This window comes from Pusillibacter faecalis (genome assembly GCF_018408705.1).
GTDB classification, from domain to species: domain Bacteria; phylum Bacillota; class Clostridia; order Oscillospirales; family Oscillospiraceae; genus Oscillibacter; species Oscillibacter faecalis.
On record NZ_AP023420.1, the window covers coordinates 442,059 to 464,626 of the forward strand.

Genomic DNA, 22,568 nt, shown 5'->3' on the forward strand with positions numbered 1-22,568 from the left:
GATAACTCTTAGCTGTGGGCCAGCCGCCACCGGAGACCCGAGTAGCGCCGCTGCTGACGGTCGTTGGCCGCCATGGAGCGGATGGCCGCGTCGTCCCCCACCACGATCATCAGCTCCCTGGCCCGGGTCAGGGCGGTATAGAGCACGCCCCGCACCATCAGCGATGGGGCCGACGGCATGGCAGCAAACACCACGCATCGGTACTCGCTGCCCTGGGCCTTGTGGACAGTCATGGCATAGGCCAGCTCCACCTCGCTGAGCATCTCCGCCGAGTAGGAGGCCGTGCGTCCGTCGAAGTCCATCTCCAGCCATTCCCCCGCCGGGTCGATCTGCACAATTCGGCCCACATCGCCGTTGAACATGCCGGTGCCCAGCATACCATCGCTCCGGGTCCAGACCACCTCATAGTCGTTGCGGGTCTGCATGATTCGGTCCCCCTCCCGGAACAGCCGCTCGCCCCACTGGAGCTCCCGCTTACCCGGAGCCCTGGGGTTCAGAGCCTCCTGCAAAAGCTGATTGAGGCGGAGGGTCCCGGAGGGGCCCTTCCGGGTGGGGGTCAGCACCTGAATCTGGTCGGCGGGAATCCCCATGTTTCCCGGCAGGCGGTCCCGGCACAGCTCCACCACTGTGTCCACCACCCGCTGGGCATCCCGGCGGCAGAGGAAGAAGAAGTCCTCCTGGTCGTTGGTCAGGCCAATGGGCTGTCCCTGGTTGACCGCGTGGGCGTTGCGAATGATGGCGGACTTCTCCGCCTGGCGGAAGACCTCCCGCAAAAAGACGGTCTCCACCCGGCCGCTGCGGATAAGATCAGCAAATACGTTCCCCGCCCCCACTGAGGGCAGCTGGTCCGCATCCCCCACCAGCACCAACCGGGTTCCGGGCCGGAGCGCCCGCAGCAGCGCGGCAAAGAGTGTCAGGTCCACCATACTCATCTCGTCCACAATCACCGCGTCCGCCTCCAGCGGCTCCTTCTCCGTCTTCTGGAAACTTACCATTCCCTCCGTCCAGTTCATGCCCAGCAGGCGGTGGATGGTCTGGGCCTCCATACCCGTCAGCTCGCTCATCCGCTTGGCCGCCCGGCCTGTGGGCGCCGCCAGCACGATCTCCAGCCCCATCTTCTGCAATAGGGCCACAATCCCCCGTACAGTGGTGGTCTTGCCGGTGCCGGGGCCGCCGGTGAGGATCAGCACCCCCCGCTCCGCCGCAAGGCGCACCGCCTGACGCTGCTGGGGGGCGTAGGTAATCCCCGCCTCCGTCTCAATCTCCGCCAGCGTCCTGTCCGCCTGACGGCTGGTGTCGACGGTGGCCGCAAGCAGACCATTCAGCCGCAGGCAGGCGGAGGTTTCCGCCTCCCACAGCCTTCGGAGATAGCAGGCATCCACGCCGGCTACCTGCTCCCGCACCACAGTTCCCCGCTCCACCAGTGCGTCCAGCGCCGCCTCCAGCCGTTCCGGGTCCCCATCCTGTAAAAGCTGGCAGGTGGCTGCAATCAGCTTGTCCCGGGGCAAAAAGACGTGGCCGTTTCCCTCGTTGTGACTAAGCTCAAAGGTCACTGCCGCCTCCAACCGCTCTTTGCTCTCAGCGGACATTCCCAGGCTCATGGCGATTTCGTCCGTGACAGAAAAGGCCACGCCGCACGCGTCGCCGGAGAGGAGGTACGGGTTCTCACGCACCTGATCCAGCGCCCCGTCACCATAGCGCTGGCGAAGCTGCATAGCCAAAACCGGCGGCAGCTGGTAGCGTGCCAGGAACTCCATCAGCCGCCGCAGCCCCATCTGCCGGCGAAAGCTCTCGGCAATCTCCTGAGCCTTTTTCGCCGTAATCCCCTTGATCAGGTTCAACCGCTCTGGCTCCCGTTCCAGAATATCCAGAGCGGCTTTGCCAAAGCGGTCTACAATCCTCCGCGCTGTGGCAGGACCCACACCCCGGCAGATGCCGGAGGCGAGGTAGCTAAAAATCTCCTCCTCGTCCTCCGGCAATGTCCGCTCCAGCTCCACAGCCCGCAGCTGCCCGCCATGCTGGGGGTGCTGTTCCCACACGCCGGAGACCGCCAGCTGCTCCCCCGGCGCCACACAGGGAATACACCCCACCACGGTGATCACCTCGCCCCCCTCGACCAGAAGCCGCAGAACCGTATAGCCGTTTTCGGCATTTTGAAAAATGACGCTATGTACGGCGCCCTCATAGGTGGCCAGTTCTTCCATGTTCCTCTCTCTTTCTCACCCCAGGTGAAATTCCGCCGCGTCCACCAGCTCGCCTCGCTTCTCCCGGTCCGCCAGGTACTGGGCCAGCCCCCTCGCATCCTCAGTCAGTCCGCAGTCCACCAGCACCATCCGTGCTCCTGGCAGGCGGCTCTGGAGCCGCCGCAGCTCCCGCACATCCGCCTCCATGGCCAGCGCCTCACCCCGCAGGGGCAGCACCAGCAAGAGCCCCGGAACGATGGGCCGCCCCGTATGGAGCACCGCGCCCGCCACCAGCCAGACCAAGGCGGTCAGGCCCACGGCGGACAAAAACGCAATCAAACCATCCTGCAGCAATGTCATTCCCAATCACCTCGGGATAGTTTATGCCAAACCGGAAAAATGGTGCCATGGCAGCGTCCCCCATTCCATCGGGCAGCTACCTCTGGTCGCTCCTCCCCACCAGATAATCCATGGAGGCCCCAAAGTGATCCGCCAGCTTCCAGGCATTTTCCAAATTGGGCAGATTCGCCCCTCTCTCAAACCGCTGATAATGTGATTCCGCCACCCCAATGGCGGCTGCGACCTGCGCCTGTGTTTCGCCCCGCTCTTGGCGCAGCGCACGTATCCGGTCTTTAAAAATGTTTTCCATCAAATACTTCTCTTAACACCGCATCTTTTTAGTGTTATTATTTTCTTGTACACTACAAAAATTTAGTGCTTTAAAAGGTGGTTTTTTATGTCTGATTTCATGATATGGCTTTACGCCCACTATATCAAGCCCCAGCTGGACGCCGCCCCGCAGGGCGATTACAGCTTCCACTTTGACCTGATGCATAACGAGCTGGGCTTCCACGCTCTGGAGAGCTATGAAAAAAGCCTGGAATTCACCGCCATCCAAGCCTTTCTCCTGGGCCTGCGCACCGGCCGCAGCCTTCCCCGAGAACGTCTTACCGCGTAATCCCCAGCTCCGCCAGGATGGCCTCCTCCCGCGCCCGCATACGGGCTTTCTCCACGCCCTCATCCAAGTGGTCGTAGCCCAACAGATGAAGGACGGAGTGAACCACCAAATATGCCAGCTCCCGGCGATTGGAGTGTCCATACTCCTTGGCCTGGGCTGCCACATGCTCCCAAGAGATCACCATGTCTCCCAGAGGCACCAGCCCTGTACCGGGGTCCGCGTCCATCTCCGGGTCCGGCAGCTCCCCCGGAGTCAGGTCAAACATGGGAAAACTCAGCACGTCTGTCGCCCGGTCCACCTGGCGCATCTCCCGGTTAATCTGATGGATGGTATCGTCGTTGGTAACGCGCACGTCTACCTCGCAGGGGAAGTCCACCCTCTCCGCTGCCAGGGCCGTGCGGATGACCTTGCGGATGAGGGCCCGCTGTCCCTCGCTCACTCCCGGCACGTCAGCCGTGACGGGCATGTAATGCCGCTTCATAGCGCCTCCTCCGCCAGCTTGTCCAGCGTCCGGCCTGTCAGACGGTACACCGTCCACTCGTCCATGGGCCGGGCATCCAGGCTTTTATAGAAATCAATGCTGGGGCGGTTCCAGTCCAGGCACCACCACTCAAGCCTTCCGCAGCCCTCCCGTTTGGCCAGGGCGGCGAGGTAGGCCAGCAGCGCCTTGCCATAGCCCCGGCCCCGACACTCCGGCCAAACAAATAAATCCTCCAGATAAATTCCGGGCCGGCCCAGGAAGGTGGAGAAATTGTGAAAGTACAGAGCGAAGCCAATCTCCCGGCCGTCCTCCACGGCAAAGACCACCTGAGCGGCCCGCTTATCAAAGAGCCCCTCCTCCAGCAGTTCCTCTGTGGCCACCACTTGGTCCTCCATGTGCTCATACTCCGCCAGCGCCCGGATAAAGCGCAGGATCAGCCCCGTGTCCCCCCGCTCCGCCGGGCGGAATTGCAAATGGCTCATTTCCGCCCCTTTCCGCCGCTTTTGGCATTCTCGTATTTCTCATAGGCCTCTACAATCCGCTGGACCATCACATGGCGCACCACGTCGGCATTGGTCAGCTCGCAGATGCCAATGCCCTCCACGCTTTTCAGAACCCGCATGGCCTCTTTCAAACCGGAAGCTTTGCCGTCCGGCAGGTCAATCTGGGTCACGTCGCCGGTGATGACGATCTTGGACCCGAAGCCAAGACGGGTTAAAAACATCTTCATCTGTTCCCGGGAGGTATTTTGTGCCTCATCCAGAATAATGAAGCTGTCGTCCAGCGTCCGCCCCCGCATATAGGCCAGGGGCGCCACCTCAATGTTTCCCCGCTCCAGGTATTTCTGATAGGTCTCCGCCCCCAGCATGTCGAAAAGAGCGTCGTATAGGGGCCGGAGGTACGGGTCCACCTTGCTCTGCAGGTCTCCGGGCAAAAAGCCCAGCCGCTCGCCAGCCTCTACCGCAGGGCGGGTGAGGATGATACGGTTTACCTGCTTGTCCCGGAACGCCTGGACAGCGGCGGCCACCGCCAGATACGTCTTGCCGGTGCCCGCCGGTCCCACGCCGATAGTAATGGTGTTTTTCAAAACAGAGGCGATATACTCCTTTTGTCCGATGGTCTTGGGTTTGATGGGACGACCCTTGGCGGAGATGCACAGCACGTCGCCGGCCAGTTCCGCGATCTGCTCCTCCTTGCCCGCACGCACCAGGTTCACCACATACCGCACATTCTGTTCCCCGATGGCCTCTCCCCGGGAGGACAGGGTCAGCAGGGCCTGGATGGCCTTACAGGCCAGCATGGTGTTCTCCGGCTCCCCAGTCACCCGCAGTTCCCCCTCCCGGTTCACCACTGACACAGAAAACTCCTGTTCCAAAAGCCGGATATTCTCATCAAACGATCCAAAGATGTTCACGGCCTGCTCCAGCCGTTCAATACTAATTCTTTGCTCCAATTCTGTTTCACTCCTGTGTTCACGGGCTCCCGCCCGGTTCTTCCGTAAGAATCGGCACTGTCTGGGCAATCTCCTCCACGCACTCCGCCGCCAGAGTCACCTCCAGCGCGTTTCCCCGCTGCCGGGAGGTGCACAGCGTGGAGCTGATGGTGCCATAGGGTGCCACCATGGATTCCAGCTGCTGCGTCAAAATCTGCTCGCCCAGCCGCTCGACCCCTGCTGTGTTCAAGGCTGCCTCCTCGGTCTCATAGAAACGGTAGGTCTCCGTCACCACCGTCACCGGCAGCGGTACCCCCAGCAGGGACAGCGGGGTTCTTTGGATTATTTTATCATATTCTTCCCCTTCGATGCTACTGTTTGAAAAGAATTTTATCCGATGTTTCCCAAACACCAGAGATAGCGCCGTCTTTTCCCGGCCGGTGTACTGTTTCTGCGCGCCGGTCAATGGGATGGTGGTGGTCAGAGAATACCACGTCCTGGCCTGAACGCTGCCCATGCCTGCCGTCACCCGGGCGCCCAGCGTCTCCAGGTCCTCCACGCCGGAAATCAGAAGCTGGCCCTCCGTCACCGCAGAGCCTGGCAGTACTGCGGCAATCCCATTCCAATCCCGGACTTCCAGTACAAATCCTGCCCGGCGAGCAACCACGTTGGTGGGTGTCCGTTCGTCCAGCAGCTCCGGCGGGTTGACCCGCTCCCGCACCTGGACATTGGCCCGGCAGCCGGAGACGTTCACTGCCACCCAGCTCAGCTCTGGAATCTCCAGCAACACATGGTTGCGGATATCCTCCCCGTCCAGGGTGAGTCCGAAAGAGCCGATCCGAACGCCGCAGCTCTCCAGCGAGCGCAGGATGCGTTCCTCCGGAATGGTTTTATTGCCCTCAATTTTAAAATCCCAGATGAAAAAGGAACCCAGAAACAGCGCCAAGCCACACCCTACCATGCCCACCACCAGAGCCTGACGGTGGCGGAAGCGCCGGAGGAAAAAGGGGATTCCCTCTCCTCGCAGCACCGTCAGATGGCACTCCAAACGCTCTGCCGCCCGCCGCAGCGCGGCATAATCTCCCCGAGACATACGGCAGGTAAAGGTGGTGCCGCTCTCCCATTGGAGGTCCCAGAAGGCCAGATCCCGGGCACCGCACAGGTTCAGCACCCGTTCCGGAAACGCGCACTCCACCCGCAGGCGCACCTGACCCCGCAGGCGGTTGAGTACCCCAGTCATCTGCCCACCTCCACCCAGGCCACCGCTTCAATCCGTCCGCCAATGCGCAGTTCTTCCGCCGTCATGGCCAGCAGGGTTAGCCTCTCTCCGGTTACACGCAGCACGCCGGCGGCGGTGTTGGCGTCAATCTGGGTATCGCTGTAAGCTAAAAGACCTGTATGATGCTCCAGATACAGCTGACGGTCTCCAACCAGTTCCAGCCTGGGCAGCCCTGCCACCACGTCGGCCGGCAGGTCAAAAAGCTCCGCCACGCTGTCCAGCACCCGGCCCTTCTCCTTTCGATTCCGCTCCATATTGCTCTCACCTCATGGCATAGCTATGCAAAAAAAGAGGCAAACTTGCCTGCTTTGGCGCATAGTCTCTTCTGGTGATGTGTATGAAAACGCGCAATCTGGCGTTTCCCTGTCTGGTGCTCTGCGGCGTTCTGGTGTGGTTTCTGGCGGACGCGGCTCAGATCCGGACCGCTGCGGCGGAGGCCCTGTCCCTGTGTGCCAAGTCCGTCATTCCAGCTCTGTTCCCCTTTCTGGCGGTATCCCGCCTGCTGGTGTCCCTGGGGTTTGGAGAGTGGATCTCCCCACACCTCGCAGGAGTGATGACGCCGCTGTTCCACCAGCCAGGGCCTGCCAGCAGCGCTCTTTTGCTGGGACTTGTTGGGGGCTATCCCATCGGTGCCCAGACGGCGGCGGATTTGTACCGGGAGCGGCTGCTGACCGAGGACGAGGCCGCGCGGCTCCTGACCTTTTGCAACAATTCCAATCCGGTATTTTTGATCAGCGTCCTGGGTGTCGGCGTCTTTGGGAGCGTCCGGGCGGGTGTATGGCTGTGGCTCATTCACCTGCTCTCAGCTCTGTTGGTAGGGATGCTCTTTCGAGGCGGCAGCAGTACTCCGCGACAGCGCTCCTCTCCATCCTTTTCCTGCAGGTCTGTGTCCTTGGCCGGTGCCTTTGTGGACGCCGTCAAAGGCGCTGCTACCTCTATGTTAGCCGTCTGCGGCTTTATTACGCTCTTCTATGTGCTGGCTCAGCCTTTCGCGGCTCTGGGCGGCTACCTGGCCCCCGCTCTGGTAGGGCTGGTGGAGCTCTTCTCTTTGACGCCCCTCCTGCCAGCCGACCGCCTGGGCTTTATCCTAGCTGCGGCCTTAAGCGGCTGGGGTGGACTGTCTGTTCTGGCCCAGACGGCGGCGGTGCTGGACGGCACCGGGCTTCCCCTACGCCGGTGTCTCGTGGGAAAGGCTTCCCAGTGTCTGCTTTCGGCTCTCCTAGCCGCGCTTCTCTCCAGCTATGCGCTGAGCTGACAAAATTTCTCTCCGCACTCAGAAGCGAGGAGGTTCCTCCCGAACCCCCTGCATCCCACCGTATTCGATGGCAAGAGCTGCGTCCATCCGGCCATATCCTTTTATCGCGTCTTTTTTGAAAACTTCAGCCTGAGCGTTCAAATCCCCCTCGTTTTAAAAACGAGGGGGATTTTTCCAATTTTATTCAACAATTTGTATTCGCTTTTTCCAGTGCCTTTATAGCTTTGACCACCCGACTGGTCCCCAGACGCGAGGCTCCTAAGCGGATGAACTCCTCTGCATCCCGCAAATCTGCAATGCCGCCGGCAGCCTTGATCTTCACGTGAGGGCCGATGTGTTCGGCAAAAAGGGCCACGTCCTCCCGGGTGGCACCGCCGGTGCCAAAGCCGGTAGAGGTCTTGATATACTCCGCGCCGGAGTCGGTGACAATTCGACACAGACGGATCTTCTCCTCCTCTGTAAGGAAGCAGCACTCCACGATGACTTTTAACAGCTGCCCGCCGCACGCCCTTTTTACCGCCTGGATTTCCTCCAGCACCTCCTGCCAGCGGCTGTCCTTGACCCAGCCCAGGTTGATGACCATATCCACCTCGCCGGCGCCGCTGCGCACCGCGTCCTCCGCCATCAAGCACTTGGCGGCAGTAGTGTCGTAGCCGTTAGGAAATCCGATCACCGTGCATACCGGCAGCCGCCCTCCGAGATACTCTGCCGCCTGATGCACATAGCTTGCCGGAATACACACGCTGGCGCAGCCGTAGTGTGCGCCGTCGTCGCAGACCTCCCGAATCTCCTTCCAGGTGGCCGTCGGGGTCAGTAACGTGTGGTCGCACTTGCTTAAAATCTCTTTCAGTTCCATTTCAGCTCTCCGTGATAATAATCTCATTCTGGAAGATAATAGCGGCGCTTGCCGTGCTCCTCCTGGCGGCAAACCCTTCCCCGGACCTCCAGATAGTCCAGGTGGGCCAGCGCCTCCCCCACGGCGAAAAATTTCTGCTCTAGCGGGAAGTCCGCCCAGCTGCGGCTGCGGATTTTCCACCGCATCCGGCCCGCAATCTCATAGCCCGTCAGTCCCGGCTCGTCCCGTACAGTCTGCCAAGCATCCTCAATCCGGCGCAGGTGGTGGGCGGTCAGCTCATCCACCCGGTCCGCTAGTATGCCGGTTTCCGCCCGGTGGGCCGGCAGTAACAGGTCCACCGGCAGATTCCGCACTTTCTGCAGACTCTCCAAGTAGCTTCCCAAGGCGTCCGGCATACTCTCCCACCGGCAGATGTTGGGGGAGATGTGGAATAAAATATGATCTCCTGCAAACAGCCATTTCGCCGCTGGGTCATATAGGCACATATGTCCCGGCGTGTGCCCCGGCGTCAGGATACAGCGCAGCTCGTGCCCACCGTAGGAGAGCACATCCCCGTTCTTCAGATACCGGTATTGTGCCCAGACATCCGGTGCCGCCTCCTGGGCCGGGTTGGAGTCCCAAAGATGGTCGATCTCCTCCCAGGTGAACCCGTCCTTCACGTACTCTGCGTACAGATCCCGCCAGCAGTCGTCATCCATGTAATCCTCCACACCGGGGCCATCAATCTCCCCAATGAAAAGCCGGCATCCCGGCCGGAGCAGTTCCGCCGCCAAGCCCACATGGTCGCTGTGCAGATGGGTTGCAAAAATATCCATCCGGTCCCGGTCCACCTCCAGCTCCTCCAGCTGACGCTCCATGGCCAGACGGCAGGAGGCCCAGCGAAAGCCTGTGTCAATCAGCAGGCTTCGCTCCCCCCGGATCAAATAGCTGTTCAAATTTTTCAGCGGATTCCCCTCCAAGGGAATGTCCAGGCGCCAAAGGCCCTCCGCGATGCAATCCGCCATACGGTCTCTCCTTGCTTTTTCTAAAAATTTTACAGAGTCAGCATAGCAAAGATCGGCCCGTCTGTCCAGTGCTCCCGAAAAAATACCGTGTCCGTCTGCTGTGCGTGTCATGAAACTCCCGTTTTACCAGTCTCTGCCAAAGCCGTTAAAAGAGGGCCGGAAAGCCGGCGGCCGCAAGTCCCAGCCGGGACTATGTCTCTGTGCGATCCCTGCGATTCCGCTTGAGATACCGGTTTCAGTTGACGGTTCCAGCTGCGCAGGAACGCACAATATTCAAAACTTGCAAGGCGGCGGTCCAGCAATCCATATGGCCGCTTGAAAAATTTTCGGAACATGTGATCATCCACATTCCAGCGGTTAAAAACCAGAGACGGTATCAGCGGGTTTCCCTCTTTCCCATTTCCCCGCCGCCTCAAATGGCTCTTGACCTAATCCAATATATTACCGCGCCAATCGTTTGCAAAAACGGCGTGCCAAATCCATCGCGCTGATTCCCACAGGCGTTCCGCGAAAAGGGGGAAATGCTGCGCCCCCTTGCGCCGATTTTCCATCAGTGTTACAATAGATTGAAATCTGTACTTTGGAGGCATCCTCATGAAAATCAAACTGCTCTCACTCCTCTGTGCTCTGCTCCTGCTGGTGGGAGCGCTCCCCGCCGCCTCCGCACTGGATGGCGAGGCGCTTCGCTCTGCCAACACTTTAGCCGCCCTTAATCTGGTAGACAGCGCCGGAGCCGCCGTGGACTACAATCAAAACGCCCCTGCCTCCCGGGCCGACGCAGTGCTTTTGCTGGTGCGTCTTGCCGGAGCGGAGAAGGCGGCAAAAGCCGCAGGAGGCAGCACAGCATTTCGGGACGTGCCCACCTCCTATGCCCCCTATGTCGCCTATGCTGTCCGCCAGGGGTGGGTCTGTGGTGTAAGCGCTGTGGAATTTGCTCCCAGCCGCGCCATCACCGCAAATGCCTGGTGCGCCATGCTGTTGCGGATGCTGGGATATCGGGAGAGCGCGGGAGATTTCACCGTTCCGGATGCCGCCGCCTTCGCCCAGCACATCGGCCTGGTTTCCCGGCGTTATGACGGCGCACTGACCCGGGGCGATGTGTTTGAAATGATGCGGGAGGCTCTGACGTTCCCCTATCAAAACGGCAGCGGCACCGTCATCGAGCGTCTGGTGGAATCCGGGACCTGTACCTATGCCACCGCCAGCGCGCTGGGGCTGCTGGACGCTGAACTGACCGTCCGGGAGGCGGCAGACCGCTGCACAGCAGCTGTTTTCTGTCTGGACCTTTTTGAAAAGCAGCAGCAGATTGACCGCAAAGAGCCCGCGGCCAATGCCAGCGGCTTTCTGATCTCCAGTGACGGTGTGGCTGTCACCAATTACCACTCCCTGGAAGATGGCGTCTATGCACTGGCCACCTTCTCCACTGGTGAATCCTACCCGGTGGAGTCTGTCCTCTACTATGACACGGAAATTGATATCGCCGTTGTCCGCCTCGCGAAGACCTCTATTACCGGAAAGGAGGTCTCCGCCTTCTCCTATCTGGAACTGGCGGGTACAGAGGACGTCCGCCCCGGCGACACTGTCTATGCCATCGGGAATCCTCTGGGACTAGGGCTGGCTGTCAGTTCCGGTGTTGTCAGCTCCACCAACCGGGAGGTAGACCGTTACGCTCTCCCCTGCGTGATGAACACCGCCGACATCTCCCAAGGCAGCAGCGGCGGCGCCCTGTTGAATGTCTACGGTCAGGTAATCGCTGTCACCTCCGGCGCCTATACATACGGTAACAGCATGTACTTGGCAGTGCCTGTGGACCCGGTGATGTCCGCTGATCTCACCTCCCATAGCTGGACGCTGAAGGAAGTCAAGCAGATGGAGGCCGCCAAGGGCGATTGAAGGAGTTTCAACCTGGACCAATAAACACAAAAGAGGGCATCCGATGGGATGCCCTCTTTATCACTCCCTCAATGTGTGAGAATCCAGTGCTCCAGCTCCTCCGCCGTCCGCGCCACTGCCAGGGCGCCGGCGTCCTCCAGCTCTCCGGGGGCAGCGTAGCCGAAGAATTCCACGCCCACACAACCGATTCCACATTCCATGGCCCCCAACACGTCAAATTTCCGGTCTCCCACCATCAGAATCTCGTCTTTCTGCGCCTCTTCCAGATGCAAGCGGCGCATGGTCTCCCTGATGACGTCGGATTTTTCCCAGTCGCTCTCCGGCGGGCTGCCGGCAATGACCGTCAGGGACGGCGCAAAGCCAAATTTCTCGCAGATTGGCACGCACAACTCCTCTGGCTTGGAGGAGGCCAATGCCAGCACATAGCCCCGCTTCTTCAATCGGCGGCATAGGTCTGCCATTCCCGGAGCGGCAGCATTTTCAAATTTCCCAACGGGCACATATCGCTCCCGAAACAGACGGATTCCCTCCGCTGCCAGCTCTGGGGAAAAACCGCAGTAACGCATGAACGAATCCTGCAGCGGCGGCCCGATAAAGGCAAGCAGCGTCTCCTCCGGCGGTACCGGCTCTCCCAGTTTCTCAAAGGCATAGCGCAGGCAGTTCAAAATTCCTGCCTTGGAGTCTGTCAGCGTTCCATCCAGATCAAAAAAAAGATACCGATACACGCTTGCGCCCCCTTTCTTTTTGTTAAATTTTATCATGATTCCATATTCCCCGCAAGAGGCAATCTCTTCGGAGGCAGAACTTGTTATCACTTTTTCTAATAGCCAGTTGACATCATCTCCTGTGACTTTTATACTATGGACAAATCTATCTGTGAAAGGAGCAGACTCATGACCTTTCATCAGCTGACATATGTGGTGGAGATTTCTAAATGCGGGTCGATCAACAAGGCAGCCCATAAGCTGCATTTGTCCCAGTCCGGCATCTCCTCTGCGGTTCGGGAGCTGGAGGAGGAGCTTGGCATCCAGTTTTTTCGCCGCAGCAACCGGGGCGTGGAATTTACACCGGAGGGCAAGGAATTCCTCAGCTACGCAGTGTCCCTGCTGGAACAGAAGCAGCGGATCGAAGGGCTGTATGGGCAGAATCGGAATGCGGCTGCGCCAGAGCGGTTTTCCGTCTCCACCCAGCGCTATCCCTTTACGGAAGACGCCTTCCTGCGGATGCTGCAGGCCACACAGGAGAGCCGCTTTCGCTTTTCCCTCAAGGAGACGGGGATGGATGCCGTCATTGACGACGTATATGACCATCGCTCAGACATCGGCGTCATTTTCCTGACGGAGCTGACGGAAAAAATGATCCGCCGCCTGCTGGATGCCCGGGAGCTTGTTTTTCACGAGATTGCCTCCGTTGACCCCTGCATCTATGTCCGCAAGGACCATCCCCTGGCGGGCCGCGAGAGCGTGTCTGAAGAGGATGTGGAGGGTTATCCCTATGTCTCCTTCGAACACGCCCAGGGCGTGGCCGCGGATTTCTCTGAGGAGTACCCGGAGATGTCCTTGAGACGGCCGGATCGGTGGATTCATGTGAACAACCGTGCCACTATGATGAATGTGCTGGCCGGAACCGACGCTTACACGACCGGCAGTGGATTGCTGGTTGAAAATTTCATCAGCCAGGCGGTGGTTACAGTTCCCCTAGTGGGCAAAAGCCCAGTCCACATTGGCTGGATTGTTCCCCGAGGCGCCCGTCTCTCCCATCGGGCTGAGCAGTTCATCCGGCTGTTGGAAGACTCTGTCGCGGACTCCATTCAGTTCACGGCCCGTCTGCACCGATCCATGACAAAGCCACAATCCCGATACACGGACTTGAATCCCACAAAAAGGAGTTCCCCATGAACACACAGCTTGCTGAGCTTGCCAAAAATTTTGATGTCTCCCTGCGCGGCGCCTTGTCTGCCCTGGCCACGCTGCTGATTTGCCTGCTGGCGGTCCGAATTGTGACCAAGGCAGCCCGCCGCCTGCTGTCCCGTTCTAAGCTGGACATACGGATGCAGAAATACCTGCTCTCCGCCATCAAGGCGGTCCTGTATCTGATTACCGCGATCATCGTAATTGGGAGCCTGGGGATCGACATGACCTCTCTTGTGGCATTGTTGTCTGTAGCCTCCCTGGGAATTACCCTGGCGGCGGAGGATATTCTGGCCAACATCGCCGGCGGGCTGGTGATTCTCTCCTCCCGTCCCTTTACCATTGGGGACTATATTGAGGTCTCTGGCGTCTCCGGCACTGTGGAGGAAATCAGCCTAAACCATACCAAGCTGACAACCCCGGACGGGCTGCTGGTGATGCTGCCCAACAAGACCTTAGCAGATTCCCAAATGACCAACTATACCGCTTTGGGGCAGCGGCGGATCACACAGGTGGTCAGCGCCTCCTATCAGGACGCCGCGGACACCGTCAAGGCTGCCTGCCAATCCGCAATCGGCAAAACCCCCGGAGTACTGCCGGACCCAGCTCCCGCTGTCTATGTCACCAAGTATGGGGAGAGCGCCATCGAATACACGATTTATTGCTGGGCCTCCACCGCAGATTATTGGGCCGCGAAATTTTCTCTTTCAGAAAATCTCCGCCCTGCTTTTGAGGAATTTGGCGTAACCATGACCTATAACCACCTAAATGTTCACCTTGTGGATTCCGGCAGCTGAGCAGTCGGAATCCTCTGCAAAGCGGCACGGATGGCCAGCCAGGCCATCCGTTTTTGTCCATGCCCGTATTCTCTTCCAAACAGTCTCCGCTTCCTGTATCTGATTTACCAGCTGCCGCTTTCCCCCGCCTGTCTCTCACCTTTCCCAGCTCTGCGGAATATCCATACTTTAGGGTAGCATTTCCTCCCTGGCGGCAGATCAAAAAATCGATTTACCATTCCTTCGAACTTTTGACATAATTCGACAAAATTCTTGTTTTTGTACTTTTTTTTTGGTATGCTGATGGTGCTACAGGAAGGTGTTTCCTGGGGTAGCCTGTCATTGGGCGGTACATGCTACATGTGGCATCCAGTCTGCGCAAAGTAATTTCTAATCTTGGGTTCGACGGCTACTGGAAAGGAGTTTTTCATGGGGGAGAAAGATCTGGCAGCCCTGCTGCCGAACATTGCTGCACAGGCTCGCGGAGTCCTGGGCAGTCTCCGCCTGGCTTCCATCCAGTTAGCTCCGGCAGAGGCCCGTGAAAAGGACCCCGCACTGGACCGGAAGGCTGCCTTGCTGGATCAGAGCTACTACCGGCTGCTGAGGCTGGTCAACAACCTCTCTCTGGCTGCCTGCATGACAGAGGAGCGTCCTCTGCGGCTGAGGGATCAGGATCTGGTCAGTTTGGTAGGGGAGTACTGCGAGCGGGCCGCAGGGCTGGCAGAAATGGCAGGCGTGAACCTGCGCTTTGTCTGCGTACTGGAGCGGCATATCTGTGCGGTGGACAGTGACGCCCTCGAACAGATCCTCAGTCAGCTCTTGTCCAATTCCTTAAAATTTACCCCCGCAGGCGGCACCATCACAGTCGAATTACGCCTTATGAAAAAGCGGGTTCTTTTGTCCGTAGAGGATACCGGCTGCGGCATTGCCGAGGAGCAGCTTACCAAGCTCTTCGACCGCTTCTTGCACAACAACCCCCCCGAACTCCCCTCTCACGGCCTGGGGCTGGGGTTGGCTCTATGTCAGCGGCTGGCGGAACTCCACGGCGGCATGGTGATGGCTGTTTCCCATCCGGGCCGTGGAAGTCGCTTTACACTTTCTTTACCGGACCGGCAAATCGGAAGCGGTGTCTCTGACATTGGTTTTGACTATAGCGGAGGCTTTAACCGAACGCTTTTAGGGCTGGCGGACGCCCTGCCTTCAGATGCTTTTTTGATACGCAACCAGGGCTGAGATGAGGTCATATTTGGCCGTGAGAGTGCTCACGGCCAAAATTTTGTTTTCCTTTTTTGGCAAAATCGGGTAAGATGAAAGCATAGATGCTTTTCAAGGAGGCGATATCTTGTCGCATGTGTTTGTCGCGATGAGCGGCGGTGTGGACAGCTCCGTGGCCGCTCTGCTTTTGCAGCAGGCAGGCCACAAAATCTCTGGAGTGAACCTTCGGATGTTCCATAATGAAGACTTAGGGCAGTCCCCCGGCAAAACCTGCTGCTCCCTGGCAGATGCGGAGGATGCAGGGTTGGTTGCCCGCCGTCTTGGCGCTCCCTTTTACGTATTTGATGTTTCCCAGGTGTTTCGGAGCACAGTCATTCGTGATTTTATTGAAGAATATCAAAATGGCCGTACTCCCAATCCCTGCGCGGTCTGCAACCAGACCGTAAAATTCGGTGCGCTGCTGGACCGGGTCCGGGTCTTGGGAGCAGATTACTTGGCCACCGGCCACTATGCCCGGGTGGAACAGGACGCAGCCACTGGCCGGTACCTGCTCAAGCGCGGCCTGGATCGCAGCAAGGATCAGAGCTATTTTCTCTACATGCTGACCCAGGAGCAGCTGGCTCATACGCTTTTCCCTCTGGGTAGTCTTGAGAAAACCCAGGTTCGCCAGTTGGCCGAGGCCCACGGCCTGGTCAATGCCCACAAGCATGATAGTCAGGATATCTGCTTTGTCCCCGACGGAGATTATGCCGCCTTCATTGAGCGGACAGTCGGAACTCCCTCCCTCCCTGGCAATTTTGTGGATCAGAAGGGACAGGTGCTGGGGCATCACAGAGGCATCATCCGATATACCCATGGGCAGCACAAGGGGTTGGGATTATCTACGTCGGAGCCCCTCTATGTCCTGGAAAAGGATGCTGTCAGCAATACCATTCGGCTGGGCCCCGACAGTGATCTTTGGAGTCAAACGCTGACAGCAGAGCAGTTCAACTGGGTCTCGATCCCGGAACCCACGGAGCCGATTGCAGTCACCGTCAAAACCCGATATAGTCAACGGGAAGCGGCAGCCATAGCGCGCTCGTTGCCGGGCGGCCGCTGTCAAGTCACCTTTGAGGAGCCCCAGCGTGCCATCACACCCGGTCAGGCAGTGGTTCTATACCAGGAGGAAATCGTGGTGGGCGGCGGTACCATCTGTGGTTCGTAGAGAACAATCAAATGCCCCGCAGGAACTGCGGCAGCGGCCGACAGTCCGGCGAGGCGGAAATTCCCATTTCATTCATGGGAATCGCAATGCAAACGCATTATCGGTCGCTGGTAAGCCAGCAGTCCTGGTAAATGAGGTCATCCACATCTCCAGGTGGAAACATCTGAATAGAACTTGTCATGTCAAAACCTCCTTTGCATTTCTCTCAGTATATGCGCTCAGACCGGAAATGTTGCCTAATTTTATGCAACGTCGAGGGCTGTCGAAGATTTTTTGTATTTTTTTATGAACAGGTCTTGACATATCTGCCAAAGCTGTGGTATTCTAAGCAATGCCGACAGCTGCCGGTGTGGTGGAATTGGTAGACACAGGGGACTTAAAATCCCCCGGTAGCGATACTGTACCGGTTCGAGTCCGGTCACCGGCACCACAGAATCAAATATCGCGGAGTAGAGCAGTTGGTAGCTCGTCGGGCTCATAACCCGGAGGTCGCAGGTTCAAGTCCTGTCTCCGCAACCAAAGAACCACTGGTTTCATATGAGATCAGTGGTTCTTCTTTTTTTGCGATTTTTTTGAGCAGTTTGTCTTGGATGTTTCCGGATGGTCTAAACTAAACCCATGCGGGCCTCCGAGGTGATCAGGACTGGAAACTGCTTGGAGAACCGTTTTCCCGTCGTTTTGGCGCCCCCCGTTAAGTCAATATGTCCCTCCGGGCGCATGCATCTTAGGGCAAAGCCAGCGCTGCAAGGTCTTGGCACATTATTCAAGTTCCAGAATTTCTGCGGATTTTTGGCAAAAGGGTCGGCGTTTATACGCCGGCCCTCCTGCTTTATCCATCACTCAGCTAAAATGCTCCTTAGCATCCGCCCGCTCCGGACCGATGGTGTGGGAGCTGGAAGGCCCCTTGCCGATTTTGTAAAGCTCTCGAATGGATTTCATGCCACCGCTCTCAGGCATGCTCCGCTTCGTATTTCCTCAGGAACTCCACCAAGGCCTCCACACCCTCCTTGGGCATGGCGTTGTAGATAGACGCCCGCAGGCCGCCTACGCTCTTGTGGCCCTTGAGGTTATCGAAGCCCGCCTCCTTGCTGGCGGCTACCACCTCGGCGTCCTGCTCCTTGCTGGGGGAGACGAACGGCACGTTCATGAGGGAACGATTCTCCTTCACCACCGCGCCGGTGAAGAACTTGCTCTGATCCAGGAAGTCATACAGCACCGCCGCCTTCTCCTCGTTGCGCCGGTTCATAGCCTCCAGCCCTCCCTTGGCCAGCAGGTATTTGAACACCTTGCCGCAGCAGTAGATGGCCCAGCAGTTGGGGGTGTTATACAGCGAGTCGTTGTCCGCGTGGGTTTTATAGCTGAGGTAGGTGGGCACAAACTTCGACAGGTCTTCCCGCAGCAGGTCCTCCCGGATGATCACCACCGCCATGCCGGCGGGCCCCACGTTCTTCTGCACACCCGCCCAGATCAGGCCGTACTTGCTCACGTCGCAGGGCCGGGAGAGGAACATGGAGGACTGGTCGGAGACCAGGATTTTGCCCTTTGTGTCGGGCAGCTGATAGTAGGTGGTGCCGTTGATGGTCTCATTCTCGCAGATGTAGACATAGTCTGCGTTCTCAGGAATGTCCAGGTCAGAGCAGTCGGGGATATAGGAGAAATTCTTGTCAGCAGAGGAGGCGACGATCTTCACCTCGCCGTACTTCTGCGCCTCCTTGATGGCCTTTTTCGACCAGGCGCCGGTCTCCACATAGCACGCAACGCCGTTTTTCATCAGGTTCATGGGGACCATGGCGAACTGGACTGTGCCGCCGCCCTGGACAAACAGCACCTTGTAGTTGTCCGGGATGCCCATCAGCTTCCGCAGGTCCGACTCCGCCTCGTCCCGAATCTGCTGGAACACCTTGGACCGGTGACTCATCTCCATCACGCACATCCCGCTGCCACGGTAGTTCATCATCTCGGCTGCAATCTCCTCCAAAACCTCCTCTGGCATCATCGCTGGTCCTGCTGAAAAGTTATAGCTCCGTCCGTATTTCATCGCTTCTTTCCTCCTTCTTGAGAGTCCGCGCTACATGCAGTCTGCAAGGTGCTCCAGTGCTGCGTTAAATTCGGCATCCTGGAAGCAGTAACGCATCTCGGTATATCCGGCGCGAAGCGCCTCCACATCACCGGACACGTCCTGATTTCTCAGAATGCACTCCGCCATCAGCTCTGCCAGCTTTTCAAACTCCTCTTTCCCAAAGCCAAAACGTGTCATCTCACTCACGCCCATTCTAAGCGCGCCGGAGGCGGTGAAGCCCTCCTCATCCGGCGTTGCCTGGTAGTTGACAATGATCCGATTCTCCTCCAGCCGCTCCGCGATCTCCGGACCCACGCCATAGCCCACCGACACAAGAACCTGGTGGGTTTCCGTGTATCCAATTTCCGGGTCTCCCAACACGTGCAATCCCTGCTGTTTTAAGCATTTTGCAAAGTGCTTGGCGTTTTCTACCACAGCCTTTTGATAGCTGTCCTTAAAGCAATTCATCTCATAGGCCGCCATCAAAAGCCCCAGCTGCGTACCCAGGTGGTGGTTGGAGACACTACCCGGAAAGGTCCTGGCCTCGATCGTCTCCCAAAGGCCGTACTCTAGCTCCTCCGGCTGGTAATTGACGCCGATAATCCCACGCTGCGGGCCAAAAAAGGTCTTGTGCGTAGAGCCGGTGACAATATTGGCCCCCTCCTCAAACGGCTTCTGGAAATACTCGCCAATCAACCCCAGCACGTGGGCCATGTCATACATAATGGTGGCGGGAATCTTTTGCTCTGTCAGAAATTGTCGGATTTCCGCCACAGGCTCCTTATGCAGCACCATGCTCTTACCAAAAACAATCAGCTCCGGCCGGTATTTTTCAAGAACCTTCTTGGTCTCCTCCACATCAATTTTAAAGAGATTGTCTTTACAAACCGGGAAATTCACAACTGCCGGGCGCTCCGTTACCGGGTCCACGGCGATATAATCGTGCAGCGCCCCCATTGGCTGCGCGCTGAGATGTCCACCTTTGATGATATGGTTATTGAGCACGTAGCCTAGGCGCTGCGGCGTATGCTTTCGGTCCAGGCGGTTTTTCCAGTCCATCAGAGCAGAGAATACCGCCATATTGGACATCTGACCGCTGGTCACACGGGTCTCCACCTCTCGGCAGCCCAGGTATTGCCGCATCTGTTCCACCAGGAGCTGCTCCACCCGGTCAATGAATTTTGTTCCCTGGTAATAAAACACGTCCGCGTCATAGAAGGACTTGATCTTTTTGTGCTCCGCGTATCGAAACGCCGGGTCCGAGGCGCAGAGGAGCTGCACCGCGCGGCTGGCACTGTTCTCAGAGGGAATCAGATTCACACAGCGTCTTTGCCGCCACTGGTGATTTTCTGTGGCCCGGGTGATCAGCTCCAATGCCTTGGCCGGGTAGTCCGTGGTCTCTGGAAGGGGCTGTACAGTCTCCTTTCCCTGGTACAAAATCGGCCTTGCATAGGGAGGTGTAGTGACCTGCATATGATAGGGCGGAATGGCCGCTCTCAGCCGCCGACCACGAATGTCCACCTCCACAATATCGTCCTCCAGAGTGTCACTGGCAAGATAGGCAAGCCCGATCGCGCGCTTGCCGCTCTCCTCCAAAATCACTGTCTGCAAGCCCTCGCCCTCGTGACAGTAATAGGGGACCATGGTGCCGCTGGTAATCCAGCCGATCTGCTTCTCTCCCCGGTAGACCGACATGCCCGCGCGCATCACGCCCCGGTCCAACAAGGTGATGGGAAAAATCCGCTTCGGGAGTGCGGAGAGGTCTCGAAAATCCCGGTTCATGATGCGCTGGAATGCCTCATACTGTGTTCGGAGTGCCTCCCGGCCTACAAAGCTGCCTTTGCGCTCTGAAAAGCTTACCGCAAAGCGGGCCAGAGACACAGCGAAAACCGGTATCTCCTCGCCCGTCGGGTCCAATCCCATCTCATGCCCGTAGAGTGGCAGTCCCGCCTCCAAGCGCAAGGTATCCCGGGCGCCCAGGCCGGCCGGCCTTGCCCCCAGTTCCAGCATTCGATTCCAAAACCACACCCCATCTGCACTTTTCAGATAGACCTCATATCCCAGTGGCTCTCCTGTGTATCCGGTTTTTGCGATATAGGCCTGACGCCCTTCCAGCAGGTGTGTACCCAGGGCGTTTTTCACCGGCTCCGTAATCTCCGCCCCGCCAGTGAGGGTCAGCAGCATCTCCCGGGACTTAGGACCCTGCACGGCGACCGCCACATAGTCCGTCGTCACATTGGTGATGGTGCAGTCATAGTCTCCCAGATAGCGGCTCAGATGCTCCAAGTCCTTTTCCGTGTTGGCGGCGTTGACCACCAGAAGAAAGCGGTCCTCAAAAAAACGGTAGAGATAGGCATCGTCCACGGCGCCGCCGCTCTCCGTCGGGATGATACAGTACTGAGCCTGGTCGAGGTCCAGCGCCAGAACATTGCTGCTCAGGACATGCTGTAAAAAGGCCACCCGGTCCGGTCCCTCCACTAACAGCCGTCCCATGTGGGAGACGTCAAAGAGGCTGCAGCAGCTGCGGGTGTATAGGTGCTCCGCCACAATGCCGCCGGGATACTGGATCGGCATCTCCCAGCCCCCAAAATCCACCATCGTGGCACCGGCGGCCACATGGGTCTTGTAATACTGAGTACGTTTTAGCTCGCTCATCGGGCTTTTCTCCTTCATTTCAGTGTTCGGCGCCAGAGAGTTTCCCCAGCACCGCCTCCAATGCGTCCTGTACGCCCTCTTCAAAGGTAGGGTGCGGACGCATGACGCGCAGCATCTGCTCTACAGTCAGGCCGTTGACAATGGCAGCCGTCATCTCGGAGATCATGTCTGTCGCATGCTCGCACATAAATTGTGCGCCAAGGATGGCATGGCTTTCGGCGTTCGCGACAATTTTTAAAAACGCCCGTCCTCCGTCCTGGATCACGGTTCTTCCGTTCGCATACATCACATATTTGCCGACCGCCACGGCACGTCCCTCCGCCTTGGCCTCCTCCGCCGTCATGCCGACGCAGGCAATCTCCGGCGCGCAGTAAATGCAACTGGGAACGGCAGTGAGATCAATCCGTCCAGCTCCTCCCATCATGCGCTCCACAGCGTCTATTCCCTGGGCAGCGGCCATGTGTGCCAATTGGATGTTTCCAGATACATCCCCAATGGCATAGATTCCCGGGAGGGACGTCTCATAGTTTTCATTCACGGCAATAAACCTACCGTTCATTGCAACGGCAACGTCCGGGGCAAAGAGCCCCTCCGTGTTGGGCCGCCTGCCAATGGCGCAGAGGACAGCCTCCCCGGCGGCGGACTCCTCCCCGCCCTTTCCGTGGAAGCAGACCCGCACGCCTCCCTCCGTTTTCTCCAGGCGGGTGACATCCGCTCCGGTGTGCACAGCAATTCCCCGCTTTTTAAAAATCATGCCGAGGTTTTGTCCCAGCTCCCGATCCAGCGCCGGCAGCAAGCGGTCCATCCCCTCAATCACTGTCACCTGACAGCCGAGGTCCGCGTAAAACGTGGCAAACTCCACCCCGATCACACCTCCGCCGATCACGATCAGAGACTGGTAAAGCCGCCCGTTCTCCAGCAGGTCATCGGAGGTCATGACCTCCGGCAGGTCCAGCCCTGGAATAGGCGGGCGAGCGGGCACCGCCCCTGTTGCCAACAGGATGTGTCGGGCAGTTAGCACCTGCTCGTTCTCTCCAGTAAGCCGCACCTGGGACGGGCCCAAAACCGTGGCGTTTCCCTGAAGAAGTTCCACCTTCTCCGCACGCAGCATGGTCTCAATTCCGCCGGAGAGCTGTGCGCTCACCTGGCGCTTGCGGGTGAGCATGGCTGCCATATCCAGCCGTACCTGCTGCGCCTCTATACCAAATCTGCCTCCGCGGATTCCTGCGGCAATTTCAGAGGCGTGCAGCAGCGTTTTGGTCGGAATACAGCCCCGGTTGAGACAGGTTCCTCCCACCTCCCGCCGCTCGATCACCGCTGTCTTCCAGCCGCGCTTTGCTGCCCGCAACGCCGCCGTATAGCCGCCGGGGCCAGCTCCTATCACAATCAGATCATAGTGAAACATGGC

General features: G+C 58.4%; 22 protein-coding genes and 2 tRNA genes. 9 read left to right on the forward strand and 15 right to left on the reverse strand.

Going from position 1 to position 22,568, the window contains the following annotated elements; translation table 11 throughout:
• Window positions 1-8: 8 nt before the first annotated feature.
• From recD2 to KJS55_RS02265, 3 genes are all read right to left on the reverse strand, one after another.
• A complete protein-coding gene (gene recD2 / locus KJS55_RS02255; protein ID WP_213542605.1) occupies window positions 9-2,204 on the reverse strand; it encodes an SF1B family DNA helicase RecD2 in 2,196 nt (731 codons plus the stop codon).
• A gap of 15 nt (window positions 2,205-2,219) precedes the next feature.
• Window positions 2,220-2,543 carry a hypothetical protein gene (locus tag KJS55_RS02260; RefSeq protein WP_187031638.1) on the reverse strand — a complete coding sequence of 108 codons (324 nt, stop codon included), beginning with the start codon at window positions 2,541-2,543 and terminating at the stop codon, window positions 2,220-2,222.
• Window positions 2,544-2,619: 76 nt separating this feature from the next.
• Window positions 2,620-2,832, reverse strand: a complete 213-nt coding sequence (locus KJS55_RS02265) for a helix-turn-helix domain-containing protein (protein WP_187031636.1) — start codon at window positions 2,830-2,832, stop codon at window positions 2,620-2,622.
• Between the two features lie 87 nt (window positions 2,833-2,919).
• Between KJS55_RS02265 and KJS55_RS02270 the strand changes: the two genes are divergently transcribed.
• Window positions 2,920-3,141: a hypothetical protein gene (locus tag KJS55_RS02270; RefSeq protein ID WP_187031634.1), complete on the forward strand. Its 222-nt coding sequence runs from the start codon at window positions 2,920-2,922 to the stop codon at window positions 3,139-3,141.
• Here the strand turns inward: KJS55_RS02270 and ybeY are convergent.
• From ybeY to KJS55_RS02295, 5 genes are read right to left on the reverse strand one after another with little or no spacing between them, the layout of a single operon-like run.
• Window positions 3,131-3,622, reverse strand: a complete 492-nt coding sequence (gene ybeY / locus KJS55_RS02275) for an rRNA maturation RNase YbeY (RefSeq protein ID WP_228300436.1) — start codon at window positions 3,620-3,622, stop codon at window positions 3,131-3,133. The two genes, KJS55_RS02270 and ybeY, sit on opposite strands and share 11 nt — an antisense overlap.
• Window positions 3,619-4,104, reverse strand: coding sequence for a GNAT family N-acetyltransferase (locus KJS55_RS02280; RefSeq protein ID WP_213542606.1), 486 nt, complete (start codon window positions 4,102-4,104; stop codon window positions 3,619-3,621). Before KJS55_RS02280 ends, ybeY begins: the two co-directional genes overlap by 4 nt.
• On the reverse strand, window positions 4,101-5,075 hold the full coding sequence (locus KJS55_RS02285; protein ID WP_213542607.1) for a PhoH family protein: 975 nt from the start codon (window positions 5,073-5,075) through the stop codon (window positions 4,101-4,103). The genes KJS55_RS02280 and KJS55_RS02285 overlap by 4 nt, the downstream gene beginning before the upstream one ends.
• A gap of 19 nt (window positions 5,076-5,094) precedes the next feature.
• The gene (locus KJS55_RS02290) at window positions 5,095-6,294 is read right to left on the reverse strand and encodes a sporulation protein YqfD (protein ID WP_213542608.1); all 1,200 of its coding nucleotides are present in this window, start codon (window positions 6,292-6,294) and stop codon (window positions 5,095-5,097) included.
• Window positions 6,291-6,587, reverse strand: coding sequence for a YabP/YqfC family sporulation protein (locus tag KJS55_RS02295; RefSeq protein ID WP_187031626.1), 297 nt, complete (start codon window positions 6,585-6,587; stop codon window positions 6,291-6,293). The genes KJS55_RS02290 and KJS55_RS02295 overlap by 4 nt, the downstream gene beginning before the upstream one ends.
• Window positions 6,588-6,670: 83 nt before the next feature.
• On the opposite strand from KJS55_RS02295, the gene KJS55_RS02300 reads away from it, so the two are divergent.
• Window positions 6,671-7,588 (forward strand): nucleoside recognition domain-containing protein, encoded by a 918-nt coding sequence (locus KJS55_RS02300; protein WP_228300437.1) that lies wholly within the window; start codon window positions 6,671-6,673, stop codon window positions 7,586-7,588.
• A gap of 184 nt (window positions 7,589-7,772) precedes the next feature.
• Here the strand turns inward: KJS55_RS02300 and deoC are convergent, their stop codons facing one another.
• Together deoC and KJS55_RS02310 are read right to left on the reverse strand one after the other, a co-directional pair.
• Entirely contained in the window at window positions 7,773-8,444 is a 672-nt protein-coding gene (deoC, locus tag KJS55_RS02305; RefSeq protein WP_213542609.1) for a deoxyribose-phosphate aldolase, read from the reverse strand.
• Window positions 8,445-8,467: 23 nt separating this feature from the next.
• The gene (locus KJS55_RS02310; protein ID WP_213542610.1) at window positions 8,468-9,448 is read right to left on the reverse strand and encodes an MBL fold metallo-hydrolase; all 981 of its coding nucleotides are present in this window, start codon (window positions 9,446-9,448) and stop codon (window positions 8,468-8,470) included.
• Window positions 9,449-10,042: 594 nt separating this feature from the next.
• On the opposite strand from KJS55_RS02310, the gene KJS55_RS02315 reads away from it, so the two are divergent.
• Complete coding sequence (locus KJS55_RS02315; RefSeq protein WP_213542611.1) at window positions 10,043-11,341, forward strand: trypsin-like peptidase domain-containing protein; 1,299 nt, start codon at window positions 10,043-10,045, stop codon at window positions 11,339-11,341.
• Window positions 11,342-11,409: 68 nt separating this feature from the next.
• Here KJS55_RS02315 and KJS55_RS02320 read toward each other — a convergent pair whose 3' ends face one another.
• Window positions 11,410-12,066, reverse strand: a complete 657-nt coding sequence (locus KJS55_RS02320) for an HAD hydrolase-like protein (protein ID WP_213542612.1) — start codon at window positions 12,064-12,066, stop codon at window positions 11,410-11,412.
• A 168-nt stretch (window positions 12,067-12,234) separates the two neighbouring features.
• Here KJS55_RS02320 and KJS55_RS02325 point away from each other — a divergent pair, with 168 nt between their 5' ends.
• The 6 genes from KJS55_RS02325 to KJS55_RS02350 all read left to right on the forward strand — a co-directional run bounded on the left by KJS55_RS02325 (window position 12,235) and on the right by KJS55_RS02350 (window position 16,965).
• A complete protein-coding gene (locus KJS55_RS02325) occupies window positions 12,235-13,239 on the forward strand; it encodes a LysR family transcriptional regulator (RefSeq protein ID WP_187031616.1) in 1,005 nt (334 codons plus the stop codon).
• Window positions 13,236-14,048, forward strand: a complete 813-nt coding sequence (locus tag KJS55_RS02330; RefSeq protein WP_213542613.1) for a mechanosensitive ion channel family protein — start codon at window positions 13,236-13,238, stop codon at window positions 14,046-14,048. The genes KJS55_RS02325 and KJS55_RS02330 overlap by 4 nt, the downstream gene beginning before the upstream one ends.
• Before the next feature lie 408 nt (window positions 14,049-14,456).
• Window positions 14,457-15,260 (forward strand): sensor histidine kinase, encoded by an 804-nt coding sequence (locus KJS55_RS02335; RefSeq protein WP_187031612.1) that lies wholly within the window; start codon window positions 14,457-14,459, stop codon window positions 15,258-15,260.
• Between the two features lie 109 nt (window positions 15,261-15,369).
• Window positions 15,370-16,446 carry a tRNA 2-thiouridine(34) synthase MnmA gene (mnmA, locus tag KJS55_RS02340; RefSeq protein WP_228300438.1) on the forward strand — a complete coding sequence of 359 codons (1,077 nt, stop codon included), beginning with the start codon at window positions 15,370-15,372 and terminating at the stop codon, window positions 16,444-16,446.
• Between the two features lie 343 nt (window positions 16,447-16,789).
• Window positions 16,790-16,876 (forward strand) — tRNA-Leu (locus tag KJS55_RS02345).
• A 13-nt stretch (window positions 16,877-16,889) separates the two neighbouring features.
• Window positions 16,890-16,965, forward strand: a tRNA-Met gene (locus KJS55_RS02350).
• Window positions 16,966-17,286: 321 nt separating this feature from the next.
• On the opposite strand, the gene KJS55_RS02355 is transcribed toward KJS55_RS02350, so the two are convergent.
• The 4 genes from KJS55_RS02355 to lpdA are packed head-to-tail and all read right to left on the reverse strand — an operon-like array spanning window position 17,287 to window position 22,565.
• On the reverse strand, window positions 17,287-17,385 hold the full coding sequence (locus KJS55_RS02355; RefSeq protein ID WP_228300439.1) for a serine dehydratase beta chain: 99 nt from the start codon (window positions 17,383-17,385) through the stop codon (window positions 17,287-17,289).
• 10 nt (window positions 17,386-17,395) lie between these two features.
• Complete coding sequence (gene serC / locus KJS55_RS02360) at window positions 17,396-18,484, reverse strand: 3-phosphoserine/phosphohydroxythreonine transaminase (RefSeq protein WP_187032833.1); 1,089 nt, start codon at window positions 18,482-18,484, stop codon at window positions 17,396-17,398.
• Window positions 18,485-18,514: 30 nt separating this feature from the next.
• Entirely contained in the window at window positions 18,515-21,160 is a 2,646-nt protein-coding gene (gcvT, locus tag KJS55_RS02365; protein ID WP_187032709.1) for a glycine cleavage system aminomethyltransferase GcvT, read from the reverse strand.
• Window positions 21,161-21,179: 19 nt separating this feature from the next.
• Window positions 21,180-22,565, reverse strand: a complete 1,386-nt coding sequence (gene lpdA / locus KJS55_RS02370) for a dihydrolipoyl dehydrogenase (RefSeq protein WP_213542614.1) — start codon at window positions 22,563-22,565, stop codon at window positions 21,180-21,182.
• Window positions 22,566-22,568: the final 3 nt, after the last annotated feature.

What these genes read in the sequence shown, in the direction of transcription:
- recD2 (WP_213542605.1), bottom strand. Translation starts at nt 2,204, where the DNA reads ATGGAAGAACTGGCCACCTATGAGGGCGCCGTACATAGCGTCATTTTT.
- KJS55_RS02260 (WP_187031638.1), bottom strand. Translation starts at nt 2,543, where the DNA reads ATGACATTGCTGCAGGATGGTTTGATTGCGTTTTTGTCCGCCGTGGGC.
- KJS55_RS02265 (WP_187031636.1), bottom strand. Translation starts at nt 2,832, where the DNA reads ATGGAAAACATTTTTAAAGACCGGATACGTGCGCTGCGCCAAGAGCGG.
- KJS55_RS02270 (WP_187031634.1), top strand. Translation starts at nt 2,920, where the DNA reads ATGTCTGATTTCATGATATGGCTTTACGCCCACTATATCAAGCCCCAG.
- ybeY (WP_228300436.1), bottom strand. Translation starts at nt 3,622, where the DNA reads ATGAAGCGGCATTACATGCCCGTCACGGCTGACGTGCCGGGAGTGAGC.
- KJS55_RS02280 (WP_213542606.1), bottom strand. Translation starts at nt 4,104, where the DNA reads ATGAGCCATTTGCAATTCCGCCCGGCGGAGCGGGGGGACACGGGGCTG.
- KJS55_RS02290 (WP_213542608.1), bottom strand. Translation starts at nt 6,294, where the DNA reads ATGACTGGGGTACTCAACCGCCTGCGGGGTCAGGTGCGCCTGCGGGTG.
- KJS55_RS02295 (WP_187031626.1), bottom strand. Translation starts at nt 6,587, where the DNA reads ATGGAGCGGAATCGAAAGGAGAAGGGCCGGGTGCTGGACAGCGTGGCG.
- KJS55_RS02300 (WP_228300437.1), top strand. Translation starts at nt 6,671, where the DNA reads ATGAAAACGCGCAATCTGGCGTTTCCCTGTCTGGTGCTCTGCGGCGTT.
- deoC (WP_213542609.1), bottom strand. Translation starts at nt 8,444, where the DNA reads ATGGAACTGAAAGAGATTTTAAGCAAGTGCGACCACACGTTACTGACC.
- KJS55_RS02310 (WP_213542610.1), bottom strand. Translation starts at nt 9,448, where the DNA reads ATGGCGGATTGCATCGCGGAGGGCCTTTGGCGCCTGGACATTCCCTTG.
- KJS55_RS02315 (WP_213542611.1), top strand. Translation starts at nt 10,043, where the DNA reads ATGAAAATCAAACTGCTCTCACTCCTCTGTGCTCTGCTCCTGCTGGTG.
- KJS55_RS02325 (WP_187031616.1), top strand. Translation starts at nt 12,235, where the DNA reads ATGACCTTTCATCAGCTGACATATGTGGTGGAGATTTCTAAATGCGGG.
- KJS55_RS02330 (WP_213542613.1), top strand. Translation starts at nt 13,236, where the DNA reads ATGAACACACAGCTTGCTGAGCTTGCCAAAAATTTTGATGTCTCCCTG.
- KJS55_RS02335 (WP_187031612.1), top strand. Translation starts at nt 14,457, where the DNA reads ATGGGGGAGAAAGATCTGGCAGCCCTGCTGCCGAACATTGCTGCACAG.
- KJS55_RS02355 (WP_228300439.1), bottom strand. Translation starts at nt 17,385, where the DNA reads ATGAAATCCATTCGAGAGCTTTACAAAATCGGCAAGGGGCCTTCCAGC.
- serC (WP_187032833.1), bottom strand. Translation starts at nt 18,484, where the DNA reads ATGAAATACGGACGGAGCTATAACTTTTCAGCAGGACCAGCGATGATG.
- gcvT (WP_187032709.1), bottom strand. Translation starts at nt 21,160, where the DNA reads ATGAGCGAGCTAAAACGTACTCAGTATTACAAGACCCATGTGGCCGCC.
- lpdA (WP_213542614.1), bottom strand. Translation starts at nt 22,565, where the DNA reads ATGTTTCACTATGATCTGATTGTGATAGGAGCTGGCCCCGGCGGCTAT.